Here is a 14,549-nt window from a genome sequence, read left to right as displayed (position 1 = left end):
CGGATTGTCGGTGTCCGGGGTTACCGTGCCCGGAATGCCGACCACGCCGCCCGCGCAGCTGTCGTTCGACGAGCTGGGCACCCCGCTGCGGGAGACCACGTTCGTCGTCTTCGACCTGGAGACGACCGGTCCGCGCGCGGCCGAGGACGGCATCACCGAGATCGGCGCGGTGAAGGTGCGCGGCGGTCGGGTGATCGGCGAGTTCGGCACGCTCGTCGACCCGGAGCGCGGCATCCCGCCGCAGATCGTCGCGCTGACCGGCATCACCCAGAACATGGTGACCGGCGCGCCCGTGCTCGCCTCGGTGCTGCCCGCGTTCCTGGAGTTCGCCGAGGGCGCGGTGCTGGTCGCGCACAACTCCGGGTTCGACGTCGGCTTCATGAAGGCCGCCTGCGAGCGGCACGGCTACGCCTGGCCCAAGCCTCCGGTGGTGTGCACGGTCAAGCTGGCCAGGCGGGTGCTCAGCCGCGAGGAGGCGCCCAGCTGCAAGCTGTCCGCGCTGTCCGCCCTGTTCGGGGTGCCCGAGGCGCCGAACCACCGGGCGCTGGTCGACGCGCGCGCCACCGTGGAGGTGCTGCACCGGCTGCTGGAGCGGGTCGGGTCGGTGGGCGTGCACTCGCTGGAGGAGCTGCTGGCGTACCTGCCGGACGTGAGCCCGCAGCAGCGGCGCAAGCGCTCGCTGGCCGCCGACCTGCCGTCCGCGCCGGGCGTGTACCTGTTCCGGGGTCCGAGCGAGGAGGTGCTGTACGTCGGCACGGCCTCGGACCTGCGCAGGCGGGTGCGGCAGTACTTCACCGCCTCCGAGACCCGGCACCGGCTGCGCGAGATGGTGGCGCTGGCGGTGCGGGTGGACTGGGTGGAGTGCGCGCACCCGCTGGAGGCGCAGGTGCGGGAGCTGCGGCTGATCGCCGCGCACCGGCCCGCCTACAACCGCCGGTCGAAGAACACCGCGTCGTGGTGGCTGGCGCTGACCGACGAGGCGTTCCCGAGGCTCTCGGTGGTGCGGACGGCCCGCGAGGGCGCGCTGGGGCCGTTCCCGACCAGGCGGGCGGCGGACGCGGCGGCGGAGGCGCTGCTGGAGGCCGTGCCGCTGCGGGCGTGCGCCCAGCGCATCCCGGCGCGCGGGGCGTCCGGAACGCCGTGCGCGCTGCTGGAGATGGGGCGCTGCAAGGCCCCGTGCGCGGGGCTGCAGGAGGTCGACGACTACGCGGGCGCGGTGGGGCGGGTGCGGGCGCTGATCGCCGGGGAGTCCACCGAGGCGCTCGGCGGCGCGGCGGCCAGGCTCGGCGAGCTGGCGCTGGAGGAGCGGTTCGAGGAGGCGGCCCTGCGGCGGGACCGGCTGGCCGGGCTGGTGCGGGCGCTGGACCGGGGGCAGCGGCTGGCCGCGCTCGCGGCGGTCGAGGAGCTGGTGGCGGCGCGGCCGGACGGCGCGGGCGGCTGGTGGTTCGCGGTGGTGCGGCACGGCAGGCTGGCGAGCGCCGGGGTCGCCCCGCGCGGGGTGCCGCCGATGCCGGTGGTGGACGCGCTGGTGGCGTCGGCGGAGACGGTGCTGCCCGGCGCGGGCCCGCTGCTGGGCGGCAGCGCCGAGGAGGTCGGCGCGGTGCTGCGGTGGGTGGAGCAGCCGGGGACCCGGATGGTGAGCTGCTCACGGCCGTGGTCGGCGCCCGCGTGGGGCGCGGGGAGCTGGCGGACCTGGGTGGGCGTGGCCGAGGCCGGGCGCGACCAGTACCGGTTCGAGGGGCACTAGCATTGCGGGCACACCCACGAGGACGAGGAGTGCCCCTGTGATCACCGCGATCGTGCTGATCCAAGTCTCAGCGGAGTCCATCACCGACGCGGCGCAGGCGATCGTCGACATCGACGGCGTGACCGAGGTGCACTCCTGCGCGGGCGACGCCGACCTGATCGCCATGGTGAAGGTGAGCGAGCACGAGGAGCTGGCGGCCCTGATCCCCGGCCGGATCAGCAAGGTGCCCGGCGTGCTGAACACCGACACCCACATCGCGTTCCGGTCGTACTCCAAGAAGGACACCGAGGCCGCGTTCGCGATCGGGTTGGACTCCTGAGCTGACTCCCGCGCCCCCGGCCGCGCCGAGCGCTCCGGGGCCGAGAACGAGGAAGGCCCCCGCATCCACCGGACGCGGGGGCCTTCTTCTCGTTCAGGCGCTACTTGCCCTTGGGCTCATCGGCAGCAGCCTCGACCTCGGCCGCCGGCTTGTTCTCCGCCGACAGCGTGCCGACGCCGGACCCCTGCGCCGCGCGGGCCCGCGCCAGGGCCGCGGTCTCCTCCGGCTTGTCCGGGGTGAAGAACGAGCCGGGGACCGGGTGACCGGCCGCGCCGAGCTTGTTCATCTTCTTCGGCACCGGGGCGCCCTGGTACTCCAGCGCGACCGGGTGGCCGTGGTCGTCGACCGGGCCCAGCGGCTGGTGCACCTCGATGAACTCGCCGTGCGGGAGCCGCTTGATGATGCCGGTCTCCACGCCGTGCTCCAGCACCTCGCGGTCCGCCTTCTGCAGACCGATGCAGAGCCGGTAGGTGACGTAGTACGCCAGCGGCGGCAGGACGAGCAGGCCGATGCGGCCCATCCAGGTCGTCGCGTTGAGCGAGATGTCGAACTTGAACGCGATGATGTCGTTCGCGCCCATCAGCAGCATCACCATGAAGTAGGTGATCGCCATCATGCCCAGCGAGGTCCGGACGGGCACGTCGCGGGGGCGCTGGAGCAGGTTGTGGTGCGCGTAGTCCTTGGTCATCCTGCGCTCGATCCACGGGTACGCCGCCGCGATGCCGGTCAGCAGCGGCAGGCCCAGGATGAACGGCCAGAACGGCGCGGGCACCGTGTAGTCGCCCAGGTACAGCTCCCACGCGGGCCACAGGCGGACCAGGCCGTCGGTCCAGCCCATGTACCAGTCGGGCTGCGAACCGGCGGAGACCTGCGCGGCGTTGTACGGGCCGATGTTCCAGATCGGGTTGATCTGGAAGACGCCGCCCATGAGCGCGGTGACCGCGACGACCACGGCGAAGAAGCCGCCGCCCTTGGCCGCGAACACCGGCATGATGCGCACGCCGACGACGTTGGTCTCCTTGCGGCCGACGCCGGGGAACTGCGTGTGCTTCTGGTACCACACCAGGCCGAGGTGGACCGCGATCAGCGCGAGGATGACCGCCGGGACCACCAGGATGTGCAGCGTGTACAGCCTGGGGATGATGTCCATGCCGGGGAACTCGCCGCCGAAGAGCAGCCAGTTCGTCCAGGTGCCGATGACCGGGAACGAGATCAGCAGCGCCGCCATGACCCGCAGGCCGGTGCCGGACAGCAGGTCGTCGGGGAGCGAGTAGCCGAGGAAGCCCTCGATCGCGCCCAGCATGAACAGCAGGATGCCGATGACCCAGTTGATCTCGCGCGGGCGGCGGAACGCGCCCGTGAAGAAGATCCGGAACATGTGCACCACGATCGCCGCCATGAACAGCAGCGCGGCCCAGTGGTGGACCTGGCGCACGAACAGGCCGCCGCGCACCTCGAAGTTGATGTTCAGCGTCGACTCGAACGCGCGGGACATCTCGATGCCCTGCAGGTTCACGAACGAGCCGTTGTAGGTGACCTCCTGCATGGAGGGGTCGAAGAACAGCGCGAGGTAGGTGCCCGACAGCAGCAGGATGATGAAGCTGTAGAGCGCGATCTCGCCGAGCAGGAACGACCAGTGGGTCGGGAAGACCTTGTTGAGCTGCTTGCGAATCCCGCCCGCCATGTGGAACCGGTCGTCCGCCCACTTGGCGGCGCCCGCCGCCGCGCGGGCGCCGGCGGGTTGCCGCTTCGTCGGCGTCGTGATGCCGCTCATGACTTACGCTCCCAGAACGCCGGACCCACAGCCTCGGTGAAGTCGCTGCGGGCGATCAAGTAACCGTCCTCGTCCACGGTGATCGGGAGCTGAGGCAGGGCGCGGGTGGCCGGGCCGAACCGGGGCTTCCCGTAGTGGAAGACGTCGAACTGCGACTGGTGGCACGGGCACAGCAGCAGACCGGTCTGCTGCTCGTACAGCGAGGTCGGGCAGCCCAGGTGGGTGCAGATCTTCGAGTAGGCGTACAGGTCGCCGTAGTTGAAGTCCTCCTGGCCCGCGCGCTTGGTCACGGCCTGGCCGGGGCGCAGGCGGATCAGCATGACCGGGTTGTCGGCCCGCTTGAGGGCCTGCACCAGCTCGTGCTCGTGGCCGCGCTCGGACTCGCGGAACGGGAAGACGGTCTCGAAACCGCCCGCGTCCAGGTCCTCGGGGCGCACCAGCTCGACGTCGTGGAAGTTGCCGGTGTGGCGGCGCAGGTAGACCTTCTCGCCGTTCTCGGACTTCCACCCGGTGTGCCACAGCGAGTCCTTGGTCTCGCTGTCGGCGTGGGGGTTCTTCACCATGCCGCCGAGGGGGACCGCGAGGACCCCGAGGCCGAACACGCCCGCGCCGAGACCGGCGGTGCGCTTGATCAGCGAACGGCGGCCGAGGGTGCTGCGCGCGCCGACGTCGCCCAGCTCGGCGACGAGGGTCGCGGAGTCCACGGGCGACGAGCCGCCGTCGTGGCGCTGCTGGACCGCCAGCTCCTCGGGGATGAACTTCTTGGTGTACAGCAGCGCGCCGACGCCCAGCGCCAGCACCGACAGGGCCAGCGTGGCGCCGATGACCGGCGTGTACAGCTGGTACAGCCAGTGGTTCGCGGTGTGCGGCGCCTCGTACTTCCAGGGCCAGAACAGGAACGCGGCCAGGAAGCCGACGCCCGCGAGCGCGGCGATGGCGAACCACAGCGCCACCAGGCGCTCGGCGCGCTTCTCGGCCCTGGTGCCCTTGACGGGCCAGCGCTCCTCGTAGTGGACCAGCTCGACGCCGTCCAGCTCCGTGCCGAGCTTGACCAGCTCGTCCCGGCTCATCTTCGAGAGCTGCGCCTCGTCGGGCAGCCCGTTCGGCTTGTCGCCGCTCATGCCTTGGCTCCGATCCAGAGGGTCACGCCGACGAGCGCGGCGATGCCCACGATGAACGCGATCAGACCCTCTGAAACCGGCCCGAAGCCGCCGAGGGCGGCGCCGCCGGGGTTGTTGTTCCCGTCGGACACCGACTTGATGTAAGCGATGATGTCCTCCTTCTCCTCCGGCGTGAGCTGCCGGTCGGAGAACTTGGGCATGTTCTGCGGGCCCGTGAGCATGGCCGTGTACAGCTGCTCCTCGGTGACCCCGTCGAGCTCGGGTGCGAACTTGCCGGACGACAGCGCCCCGCCGCGACCGGTGAAGTTGTGGCACGCCGCGCAGTTCAGGCGGAAGAGCTCGCCGCCGCGGGCCGGGTCCTCGCCGCGCAGCGCCTCGCCGCGCTTCTCGGGGGTCTCCGGGCCGCCGCCGAACTGCTGGATGTACGCGCCGAGCGCGTCGATCTCCTCGGCGCTGAACTTGACGGGCTTGCGCTGGGCCTGCGCCTCCTGGCGGGCCATGGGCATCCGGCCGGAGGAGACCTGGAAGTACACCGAGGCCTCACCGACGCCGATGAGGCTGGGGCCCCGGTCCTTGACGCCGTCGAGGTTCTGGCCGTGGCACGAGATGCAGGTGTTGTTGTAGAGCTGCTCCCCCAGCCGCACCTGGGCCGGGTCGGACTGCGCCTGCGCGGTCTGCGGCTGCGGCGCGAGCGCGCTGAACAGCAGGCCCGCGCTCAACAGCGCGAACCCCAGCGCGAGCAGGCCGGAGATCCGCCGCCGCAGCTTGGTGCCGCGATTCCGGGCCCTCGTGGTACTGGTGGTGGTCATGTGTGCGGCAACCCTTGCTAGTGAGTTCGGGGTTCTTGGTGTCAGGGCACGAGGTAGATGACGGCGAACAGGCCGATCCAGACCACATCGACGAAGTGCCAGTAGTAGGACACGACGATCGCGGAAGTCGCCTGGGCGGGCGTGAACTTGCTCAGCTTCGTGCGGATCAGCAGGTAGCCGAACGCGATGAGGCCGCCGATCACGTGCAGGCCGTGGAAGCCGGTGGTCAGGTAGAAGACCGTGCCGTAGGCGCCGCTGGGGATCGTCACCCCCTCGCCGATCAGCGTGGCGTACTCGCCCGCCTGGCCCGCGACGAAGATCGCGCCCAGCAGCACCGTGAGCCCGTACCACCGGCGCAGGCCGAACACGTCGCCGCGCTCGGCGGCGAACACGCCCCACTGGCAGGTGAAGGACGACGCCACCAGGATGGTCGTGAAGAACATCGCGTAGGGGACGTTCAGGTGCACCGGGGGCCACTCGCCCTCGTGCTGGGCTTTCACCGTGAAGAACATGGCGAAGAGACCCGCGAAGAACATGAGCTCACTGGACAGCCAGACGACCGTGCCCACGCTGACCATGTTCGGCCGGTTCAGCGAGTGCACGCGCTGGGTGATTGAGGGCGCTGCCGTTGTCACACGACGCATTATTGCTTGCACGTTTTCGCCTCGCCCATCGGGTCCGGGGCCTTAAGTCATGGTCATCCGGGTCACACACGAGGTGAGGGGCCGCATGGAGTGGTTCGTCCGGTTGCGGAGGCGTTGGTCCGCACGGGGTGCAGTGCCGCTGGAGATCGCCTCACCCGATCTGGTGGTCGTGGTCGAGGCGTTCGACATCGCCGAGGCGGATTCGGCGGCGCTGGCGCGCTCGCCCCGGTGGCGCCCCGACGAGCCCGCCGTGCTCCGCCACCACCTCCACCTGCCCGCTGATCAGGTGGAACGCGCGCGGGAGCTGCTCGCCCCCGACGGGTGGACGCTGCGGGAGGGCGAACCCGCGCACGCGCTGCGCGTGCAGGTGCTCGACGCGCTGCACTGCGCGCAGGAGCGCTCGCGGATGGCGGGCCTGGCCCAGCGCCTGGGGGGCGACTGGATCGGCTGGGACGCCCTCCAGGCCCGGAAGGATCAGCGGGAGGACGCCGGATAGCATCGGACCTCTCGGCCCCGACCCGTCCGGAGGTTCGCGCGATGACTTCGCAGACGACCACAATCCTCGTGTTCAGCCACCGCCCCGAGGTGCGTGAGACGATCATCACGGCCGTCGGGCGGCGTCCCGCGCCCGACCTCGGACGGGTGGAGTACACCGAGGCGGGCACCATCGCCGAGGTCCTCTACGAGCTGGACAACGCCAAGGCCGACCTGGTGATCCTGGACGGCGAGGCCCAGCCCACCGGCGGCATGGGGCTGTCCCGGCAGCTCAAGAACGAGATCACCGACTGCCCGCCCGTGGTGGTCGCGGTGCGCCGCAAGGACGACCGGTGGCTGGCGACGTGGTCGCAGGCCGACGCGGTCCTGGTGCACCCGCTCGACCCGCTGGCAGCCGCCGAGACCGTGGCCGAGGTGCTGCGCTCGCTGGCGCTGCCCGCCGTGCGCGGCTGATCGCCGTGGCCGACCGCACCTGGCCGCTGCTGCTCACCCGGCTGCTCGACGGGGTCGACCTCACCGAGGACGACACCGGGTGGGCGATGGACCGCATCATGTCCGGCGAGGCCACCACCGCGCAGGTGGCGGCGTTCGCGGTGGCGCTGCGGGCCAAGGGCGAGACGCCCGAGGAGGTCGACGGGCTGGCCTCGGCGATGCTCGGGCACGCCCGCAGGTTCAGCGTCGAGGGCAGGGCGGCCGACATCGTCGGGACCGGCGGCGACAGCTCCGGCTCGGTGAACATCTCCACCATGGCCACGATCGTGGCCGCCGCCGCCGGGGTCCCGGTGGTCAAGCACGGCAACCGGGCCGCGTCCTCGCAGTGCGGCACGGCCGACGTGCTGGAGGCGCTGGGCGTCGCGATCGACCTGCCCCCGGAGGGCGTGGCGGCGACCGTGGCCGAGCTGGGCGTGGGCTTCTGCTTCGCGCCGGTGTTCCACCCGGCGTTCCGGCACACCTCGGCGCCCCGGCGCGAGATCGGCATCCCGACCTCGTTCAACCTGCTCGGGCCGCTGACCAACCCGGCTCAGCCGTCGGTGGGCCTGATCGGCTGCGCGCGGGCGAACGCGGCGCCGCTGCTGGCCGGGGTGTTCGCCCGGCGCGGCACGACGGCGCTGGTCGTGCGCGGTGACGACGGCCTGGACGAGATCACCACGACGACGACGACCGCGGTCTGGGTCGTCGAGGGCGGGGTGGTCCGGGAGGACCGGATCGACCCGTCCGGCCTGGGCATCGCGCCCGCGCTGCCGCAGGACCTGCGCGGCGGGGACGCCTCGGTGAACGCCGAGGTCGTGCGGCAGCTGGTGGCGGGCAAGCCGGGCGCGGTGCGGGACGCGGTGCTGCTCAACGCGGCGGGCGCGATCGCGGCGCACGCCGGGCTGTCCGGCGAGCTGGCCCCCGCGCTGACCTCGGGTCTGGCGCGCGCGGCGGAGGCCGTGGACAGCGGGGCGGTGGCCGAGCTGCTGCGGCGCTGGGCGGAGCGGTCGACCGAGCTGAAGGCGCGGCTGGGCTGAGAGCGCGGCTGGGCTGAGAGCGCGGCCGGGCTGAAGGAACGGCCGGGCCGGGAAGGACTCCGGACCGGAGGCAGGGCGGCGGGGCTCCCACGGGGGCTCAGAGCCGCCCTGCGGCGTTTTCGGGGCGTGCCGGGCCCCTGCCGGGCGTGTGGACGTGCCGAGCGGCGTGCGGGGCGCGTGAGCCGTCGCTGAGGGTTGTCGACGGCGGACGCCGTCGGGGACGCCGCGCACCGCCCCGCGCGCGTCCCGCCCGGTCAGCGGCCCCGGCTGGTCGCCGAGCGCGAGCGGCGACCCCGACAAAACCGTCACCGTGGGTCGCAGCAGGTCCCCCGTCAGCACCAAACTAAACTCCCCCAGTGACCACCGAGAGTGATAACTCTGCGGCGTCCGGGTGGTCCGATGGGCTCGATCAGTGGGCTGAACCACACATTCGCCGGGCCGCAACAACAGGGAGTCATGCTGTTTCCATGCTGTACACGGTGATTAAGCGGGTCGTGCTCCCCCTGGCCCGCGCGGTGTACCGGCCGAAGGTCGAGGGGCTGGAGAACCTCCCCCGCACCGGAGCCGTGATCCTCGCCCCGAACCACCTGTCGTTCATCGACAGCATCCTGATCCCGATGGTGGCGCCCCGGCGGGTGTCCTTCCTCGCGAAGGCCGAGTACTTCGAGGGCGCCGGGCTCAAGGGCAGGCTGAGCAAGAGCCTCTTCAGCTCCCTGGGGCACGTCCCGGTCAAGCGCGGCTCCGGCCGCGCGGCGCGGGCCTCCCTGGACACGGCGGCCGAGATCCTGGCGGGCGGCAACGCGTTCGCCATCTACCCCGAGGGCACCCGCTCCCTGGACGGGAGGCTGCACCGGGGCCGCACGGGCGTGGCGCGGATGGCGCTGGAGTCCGACGTGCCGGTGGTCCCGGTGGGCATCATCGGCACCGACCAGGTCCAGCCGGTCGGGCGCAAACTGCCCAGGATCCGCCCGGTGACGATCCGCTTCGGCGCGCCGCTGGACTTCTCCCGCTACGCCGGGATGCAGGACTCGCTGCCGGTGCTGCGCTCGGTCACCGACGAGATCGTGTACCGCATCCTGGAGCTGTCCGAGCAGGAGTACGTGGACCGCTACCAGGCGTCCGGCGGTCAGACCCCCGGCGGTCAGGCGCCCGGCGGTCAGGCCGCCGCCTAGGACGTCCGACGGGGAGCAGCGCCGCTCCCCCGCAGGTCCCCCCGTTCGCCAGGAACCCGCTGCTCCGACCGCCGGAACCGCCGGTCGGGCGCACGCGGGGCGTCCGCGCGCCGGTGATCACCCGGTGATCACCCACCGCCGCGGGCGCGCCGATCACCGCAGCATTTCCCCCGCCGCGCGCCGGGGTGTTTTCCGCTCACCGGGAGGAGCTTCGCCCGCGAGTCCCCCGGAGCCCGTTTTCCCGCGCGCCGGAGCGGACTCGCCGAGGATTGTCCAGGGACCTTTTCCTCTACCCCGACACCCCCTCCCGCGCTCCCCGCAAGATCATTCCCGTGTGCTTTTCCCGCGCGCCGCGAGCTGATTCCCGACCTGGATCAGTTCAGGCCGGGAGCTGCCCCCGGAAAAGCGAAAAGGGCCCCGCCACCCGGAGGTGGCGGGGCCCTTCGGCGCGTGGGGCTCAGTCGTGCGCGGGACCGGTGTGGTACTCGAACACCAGGCCGCCGACGGTCAGGACGATCAGCACGACGCCGATCACCAGCAGCCAGATCAGCCAGAACGCCAGGGCGACGCCGGTGACGGCGGCGGCGGCGGCCAGCGCGACCGGCCAGTACGAGCCGGGGCTGAAGAAGCCAAGCTCGCCCGCTCCGTCGCTGATCTCGGCGTCCGGGTTGTCCTCCGGGCGCACCTCGATGCGCCGCGCGATGAACCGGAAGTACGTGCCGACCAGGAGCGCGAGCCCACCGGTCAGCGCCAGCGCGACCGTGCCGACCGGCTCGACGTGGGTCGTGTCCGCCCACGTCCAGTAGGCGTACACGATCGTCATCAGGAACGAGAAGCCAGTGACCAGGTCAAAGACCCGAGATTCGACCTTCATCGGGGCTCTCCTACTTGCTGCCCGCGCCGGACGCCTCGCGGGCGGTCCGGTCGGTGTCGAACGGCTGGGTGGTGACGGCGTACGGCGTGCACAGCTCGCCGCAGTTCATCTCGGTGAGCGCCTCGGCGTTGGTGTACGGCTTGCCGGTGGCCTCGTTCACCTGGGTGCGCAGCTCGATGTACCGGTCGTAGTCGGCGGCGGGCAGCGCGCGGACCTCGAAGTTCATCACCGCGTGGTACGTGCCGCACAGCTCGGCGCAGCGCCCGACGAAGGAGCCGGGGCGGTCGATCTGGTCGATCTGGAACACGTTGTCCTGGTTGTTCTTCTCCGGCTCGGGGAAGACGTCCCGCTTGAAGTGGAACTCCGGGACGAAGAACGAGTGGATCACGTCCGTGGAGCGCAGGACGAACCGGATGCGCTTCTCGGCGGGCAGGACCAGCATGGGGATCTCCGTCGAGGTCCCGACGGTGCTGACCGGCTGGTCGGTGCCCTCGACCTTGGCGTCCCGGTGCTGGAACTCCCAGTTCCACTGGAAGCCGATGACGTCGACCGTCACGTCCGGGTCCTGGGACTTGTCGGTCACGTAGTTCTGGGTGACCGCCGTGAAGTAGAACAGGACCGCCACGATCACCGTTGGTACGACGATGAGCACGAGCTCCAGCGGCAGGTTGTACGCGACCTGGCGCGGCAGCTCCTCGCTCTTCTTGCGGTGGAACGCGACGGCCCAGAGGATCAGGCCCCACACGATCACACCCACCACGAGGGCCGCGACGACCGACCAGGTCCACAGCTCGCGCATCGCCTCCGCCTGCGGCGTGACCGAAACCGGCCAGCCGAAGCGGAGCACCTCATCCGTGGAGCAACCCGTGGCCCCGATGCCGACCAGGCCCACCAGCCCGGTGACCTTGGCCAACCGCGCTGCCCTGGTGCCCTCCTTCAGGCCCACTGCTCGCCGCCTCCTCGCTGCAGGAAATTCGCGGGCAAGGACAAAAGGACGAAGTACCTGGGTCCTTGCCGGATCATGCGGGAGCGTAACCCAGCGCGAAGGCGGTCACCCCTCGGGGGCGGGGCGGGTGCGGTGCAGTTTCGGTCACACGAAGTAGTCCCGGCATACTGGGCTCTTCTCCACACCACACGAAAGGTGCTACGCCGTGTGCGGCCTGGTAGGACTTGTTTGCCCTAGCGAGAGCGACGCCCAGCGAGCGCGTTCGGCGGTGGCGGGGGCTCTGCGCTGCCAGCGGCACCGCGGCCCCGACGAGAGCGGCACCTGGCAGGGCGGTGAGGTCGTCTTCGGCTTCAACCGGCTGTCCATCATCGACATCGAGCACTCGCACCAGCCGATGCTGTGGGGCCCGCCCGAGGCGCCCGGCCGGTACGCGATGCTGTTCAACGGCGAGATCTACAACTACCTGGAGCTGCGGGCGGAGCTGACCGAGCGCTACGGCGCGCGGTTCGCCACCGACGGCGACAGCGAGACGATCGTCGCCGCCTACCACTACATGGGGCCCGCCGCGGTGGCCCGGCTGCGCGGCATGTTCGCGTTCGTCATCTGGGACAGCGCGCGCAAGGTCGTCTTCGGCGCCCGCGACCCGTTCGGCATCAAGCCGCTGTACTACTCGGCCGGTCCCGGCGGGGTGGCGTTCTCCAGCGAGAAGAAGTCGGTCCTGGAGCTGGTCAACGCCCTGGGCGTGCAGCCGCAGGTCGACCGCAAGGCGCTCCAGCACTACCTGACGCTCCAGTACGTGCCCGAGCCCGAGTCGATGCACAGCGGTGTTCACCGCATCGAGTCCGGCACCTCGTTCACCGTCACCCCCGGCGGCACCCCGGTGGTGGAGCGGTACTTCCCGGCCACGTTCCGGCCGAGGACCGTGCACGGCGACGCGGACGCGAACCGCCTGTACGACGAGATCACCGAGGCGCTGCGCGACTCGGTCGCCAAGCACATGCGCGCGGACGTCACGGTCGGCTCGTTCCTGTCCGGCGGCATCGACTCCACCGTGGTCGCGGCGCTGGCCAAGCAGCACAACCCGGACCTGATCACGTTCACCACCGGGTTCGAGCGGCAGGGCTACTCCGAGATCGACGTGGCCGCCGAGTCGGCCGCCGCGATCGGGGTCAAGCACGTGGTCAGGCCGGTGTCGGCGCAGGAGATGATGGACGCCCTGCCGCTGATCACCTGGTACCTGGACGACCCGGTGGCGGACCCGGCGCTGGTGCCGCTGTGGTTCATCGCGCGCGAGGCGCGGCGGTACGTGAAGGTCGTGCTGTCCGGCGAGGGCGCGGACGAGCTGTTCGGCGGGTACACGATCTACCGCGAGCCCCTGTCGCTGGCGCCGTTCGACAAGGTGCCGAGCGCGCTGCGCAAGGCCATGGGCCGGGTGTCGACGAAGATCCCGCAGGGCGTGCGCGGCAAGGACCTGCTGCGGCGGGGCGCGCTGACCCTGGAGGAGCGCTACTACGGCAACGCCCGGATCTTCCTGGACGACCAGCTGCGCCAGGTGCTGCGCACCTACGACCCGGCGGTGTCCCACATGGACGTCACGGCAGGCCCTTACCGGGAGTCGGCGAACTGGGACCCGGTCACCCGGATGCAGCACGTCGACCTGTTCACCTGGTTGCGCGGCGACATCCTGGTCAAGGCCGACAAGATGACCATGGCGAACTCGCTGGAGCTGCGGGTGCCGTTCCTGGACCCGGAGGTCTTCCGGATCGCGTCGCAGGTGCCGTCGGAGCTCAAGCTCACCAGGGAGACGACCAAGCACGCGCTGCGCAGGGCGATCAGGGACATCGTCCCGGCGCACGTGCTGAACCGGAAGAAGCTGGGCTTCCCGGTGCCGATCCGGCACTGGCTCAAGGACGAGATGCACGACTGGGCGGTGGACAACGTCCGGCAGTCGCAGACCGACCAGTACATCGACAAGGACGCGGTGCTGCGCCTGATCGAGGACCACCGCAACGGGGTGGCGGACCACAGCCGCCGCATCTGGGCGCTGCTGGTGTTCATGATCTGGCACGGCATCTTCGTCGAGGGCCGCATCCGGCCGCAGATCCCGGAGCCGCAGTACCCGGTCAAGCTCTGACCACCGCGCGAGCGGGGTCCTGAGCAGCGGGTCCCCGATGCTTCGGGCTTGCGGGCGCGGGTCGTCACCACGGCGGCCCGCGCCCTTCGCGCTTCAGGGGCGGGGCGCGATCCGGGCCGATCGGCGGTCGGTCGAGAGGTGGGTCACATTTCCGCTCGCCAGGCCGGGTGGACGGGCGCCGGGCGGCTCGCGGACGCCGGGGCGGGTTGACCCTTACCGACCATTACCCGTCGGTAGAAGCCCATTACTTCCCAGTAGGACTTTTGTCAAGCTCGTGGGCCGGTTACGTTTCGGGCGTGAACACCCAGGATGAAGCCGACACGCTGGAAGAACTCATCGCGGACTGCACCGACATCCCGTCGGAGCTGCGCCCGGAGCCGGGCCACGCGCACCTGCCCGAGCAGCGCGCCGCCGCGCCGTGGCGGGTGGCCGAGAGCAACTACCGGCAGGTCGCGGACCTGGACTCGTACGGCCTGAGCCGGGCCTGAGCCCTCCCGGTCCTCCTCGGGCGCCCCCGCCAGGACCGCGAGCGCTCGGCCGCCGCCGGACGTCACCGAGCACGCGAACGGCCCCGGCCCCACCAGGTGGTGGGGCCGGGGCCGTTGCTCCGCCTGAGGGCGGTCGATCAGTGGAACGAGTCGCCGCAGGCGCAGGACCCGCCCGCGTTGGGGTTGTCGATCGTGAAGCCCTGCTTCTCGATGGTGTCGACGAAGTCGATGACGGCGCCCTCGACGTACGGGGCGCTCATCCGGTCGACGGCGACCTTGAGGCCCTCGAAGTCGCGGAGGGCGTCGCCGTCGAGGCTGCGCTCGTCGAAGAACAGCTGGTAGCGCAGGCCGGCGCAGCCACCCGGCTGCACGGCGATGCGCAGGTGCATGTCGTCGCGACCCTCCTGGTCGAGCAGCGCCTTGGCCTTCGAGGCCGCCGCGTCGGTCAGGGTGACACCGTGCGTGGGCGGGGCGTCGGGCGTCGGGACTGCTGAATCCTGAGCGGTCGTCATGGCTCT

The 14,549-nt window shown here is 71.2% G+C and carries 15 protein-coding genes; 8 read left to right on the top strand and 7 right to left on the bottom strand.

Annotated elements, in window-relative coordinates:
- Nucleotides 1-34 precede the first annotated feature (34 nt).
- Together CNX65_RS06820 and CNX65_RS06815 are read left to right on the top strand one after the other, a co-directional pair.
- Nucleotides 35-1,747 carry a DEDD exonuclease domain-containing protein gene (locus CNX65_RS06820; RefSeq protein ID WP_096492003.1) on the top strand — a complete coding sequence of 571 codons (1,713 nt, stop codon included), beginning with the start codon at nt 35-37 and terminating at the stop codon, nt 1,745-1,747.
- A gap of 37 nt (nt 1,748-1,784) precedes the next feature.
- Entirely contained in the window at nt 1,785-2,066 is a 282-nt protein-coding gene (locus CNX65_RS06815) for an Lrp/AsnC family transcriptional regulator (RefSeq protein ID WP_015800219.1), read from the top strand.
- 100 nt (nt 2,067-2,166) lie between these two features.
- Here CNX65_RS06815 and qcrB read toward each other — a convergent pair whose 3' ends face one another.
- Genes qcrB through ctaE form a run of 4 tightly spaced genes read right to left on the bottom strand, consistent with a single transcriptional unit; the run spans nt 2,167 to nt 6,414 of the window.
- Nucleotides 2,167-3,840 (bottom strand): cytochrome bc1 complex cytochrome b subunit, encoded by a 1,674-nt coding sequence (gene qcrB / locus CNX65_RS06810; RefSeq protein WP_096492002.1) that lies wholly within the window; start codon nt 3,838-3,840, stop codon nt 2,167-2,169.
- Nucleotides 3,837-4,961, bottom strand: coding sequence for a cytochrome bc1 complex Rieske iron-sulfur subunit (qcrA, locus tag CNX65_RS06805; protein ID WP_096492001.1), 1,125 nt, complete (start codon nt 4,959-4,961; stop codon nt 3,837-3,839). The genes qcrB and qcrA overlap by 4 nt, the downstream gene beginning before the upstream one ends.
- Nucleotides 4,958-5,770 (bottom strand): cytochrome bc1 complex diheme cytochrome c subunit, encoded by an 813-nt coding sequence (gene qcrC / locus CNX65_RS06800; RefSeq protein WP_096492000.1) that lies wholly within the window; start codon nt 5,768-5,770, stop codon nt 4,958-4,960. The genes qcrA and qcrC overlap by 4 nt, the downstream gene beginning before the upstream one ends.
- A 41-nt stretch (nt 5,771-5,811) precedes the next feature.
- Nucleotides 5,812-6,414 (bottom strand): aa3-type cytochrome oxidase subunit III, encoded by a 603-nt coding sequence (gene ctaE, locus CNX65_RS06795; protein WP_096491999.1) that lies wholly within the window; start codon nt 6,412-6,414, stop codon nt 5,812-5,814.
- 85 nt (nt 6,415-6,499) lie between these two features.
- Between ctaE and CNX65_RS06790 the strand changes: the two genes are divergently transcribed.
- From CNX65_RS06790 to CNX65_RS06775, 4 genes are all read left to right on the top strand, one after another.
- Entirely contained in the window at nt 6,500-6,910 is a 411-nt protein-coding gene (locus CNX65_RS06790) for a hypothetical protein (RefSeq protein ID WP_096491998.1), read from the top strand.
- A gap of 41 nt (nt 6,911-6,951) precedes the next feature.
- Nucleotides 6,952-7,362, top strand: coding sequence for a response regulator (locus CNX65_RS06785; protein ID WP_096491997.1), 411 nt, complete (start codon nt 6,952-6,954; stop codon nt 7,360-7,362).
- 5 nt (nt 7,363-7,367) lie between these two features.
- Nucleotides 7,368-8,417, top strand: a complete 1,050-nt coding sequence (trpD, locus tag CNX65_RS06780) for an anthranilate phosphoribosyltransferase (protein ID WP_096491996.1) — start codon at nt 7,368-7,370, stop codon at nt 8,415-8,417.
- Nucleotides 8,418-8,884: 467 nt separating this feature from the next.
- Nucleotides 8,885-9,589: a lysophospholipid acyltransferase family protein gene (locus CNX65_RS06775; protein WP_096491995.1), complete on the top strand. Its 705-nt coding sequence runs from the start codon at nt 8,885-8,887 to the stop codon at nt 9,587-9,589.
- Nucleotides 9,590-10,046: 457 nt separating this feature from the next.
- Here CNX65_RS06775 and CNX65_RS06770 read toward each other — a convergent pair whose 3' ends face one another.
- Together CNX65_RS06770 and ctaC are read right to left on the bottom strand one after the other, a co-directional pair.
- Nucleotides 10,047-10,463, bottom strand: coding sequence for a cytochrome c oxidase subunit 4 (locus CNX65_RS06770; protein ID WP_015800210.1), 417 nt, complete (start codon nt 10,461-10,463; stop codon nt 10,047-10,049).
- A 10-nt stretch (nt 10,464-10,473) separates the two neighbouring features.
- Nucleotides 10,474-11,409 carry an aa3-type cytochrome oxidase subunit II gene (gene ctaC, locus CNX65_RS06765; protein WP_177154536.1) on the bottom strand — a complete coding sequence of 312 codons (936 nt, stop codon included), beginning with the start codon at nt 11,407-11,409 and terminating at the stop codon, nt 10,474-10,476.
- A 205-nt stretch (nt 11,410-11,614) separates the two neighbouring features.
- On the opposite strand from ctaC, the gene asnB reads away from it, so the two are divergent.
- Nucleotides 11,615-13,543, top strand: a complete 1,929-nt coding sequence (gene asnB / locus CNX65_RS06760) for an asparagine synthase (glutamine-hydrolyzing) (protein WP_096491994.1) — start codon at nt 11,615-11,617, stop codon at nt 13,541-13,543.
- A 296-nt stretch (nt 13,544-13,839) separates the two neighbouring features.
- Nucleotides 13,840-14,031 (top strand): hypothetical protein, encoded by a 192-nt coding sequence (locus tag CNX65_RS06755; protein ID WP_096491993.1) that lies wholly within the window; start codon nt 13,840-13,842, stop codon nt 14,029-14,031.
- Nucleotides 14,032-14,168: 137 nt separating this feature from the next.
- Here the strand turns inward: CNX65_RS06755 and CNX65_RS06750 are convergent, their stop codons facing one another.
- Nucleotides 14,169-14,543, bottom strand: coding sequence for a HesB/IscA family protein (locus CNX65_RS06750; protein WP_015800206.1), 375 nt, complete (start codon nt 14,541-14,543; stop codon nt 14,169-14,171).
- Nucleotides 14,544-14,549: the final 6 nt, after the last annotated feature.

Origin of the sequence: Actinosynnema pretiosum (assembly GCF_002354875.1) — a bacterium.
Lineage (GTDB): Bacteria > Actinomycetota > Actinomycetes > Mycobacteriales > Pseudonocardiaceae > Actinosynnema > Actinosynnema auranticum.
This window is presented reverse-complemented; position numbering and strand designations above follow the sequence as displayed.

Coding starts and splice junctions, on each gene's coding strand:
- CNX65_RS06750 (WP_015800206.1), bottom strand. CDS start 14,543: ATGACGACCGCTCAGGATTCAGCAGTCCCGACGCCCGACGCCCCGCCC.
- CNX65_RS06770 (WP_015800210.1), bottom strand. CDS start 10,463: ATGAAGGTCGAATCTCGGGTCTTTGACCTGGTCACTGGCTTCTCGTTC.
- CNX65_RS06790 (WP_096491998.1), top strand. CDS start 6,500: ATGGAGTGGTTCGTCCGGTTGCGGAGGCGTTGGTCCGCACGGGGTGCA.
- CNX65_RS06775 (WP_096491995.1), top strand. CDS start 8,885: ATGCTGTACACGGTGATTAAGCGGGTCGTGCTCCCCCTGGCCCGCGCG.
- CNX65_RS06785 (WP_096491997.1), top strand. CDS start 6,952: ATGACTTCGCAGACGACCACAATCCTCGTGTTCAGCCACCGCCCCGAG.
- qcrC (WP_096492000.1), bottom strand. CDS start 5,770: ATGACCACCACCAGTACCACGAGGGCCCGGAATCGCGGCACCAAGCTG.
- CNX65_RS06820 (WP_096492003.1), top strand. CDS start 35: ATGCCGACCACGCCGCCCGCGCAGCTGTCGTTCGACGAGCTGGGCACC.
- qcrA (WP_096492001.1), bottom strand. CDS start 4,961: ATGAGCGGCGACAAGCCGAACGGGCTGCCCGACGAGGCGCAGCTCTCG.
- qcrB (WP_096492002.1), bottom strand. CDS start 3,840: ATGAGCGGCATCACGACGCCGACGAAGCGGCAACCCGCCGGCGCCCGC.
- ctaE (WP_096491999.1), bottom strand. CDS start 6,414: ATGCGTCGTGTGACAACGGCAGCGCCCTCAATCACCCAGCGCGTGCAC.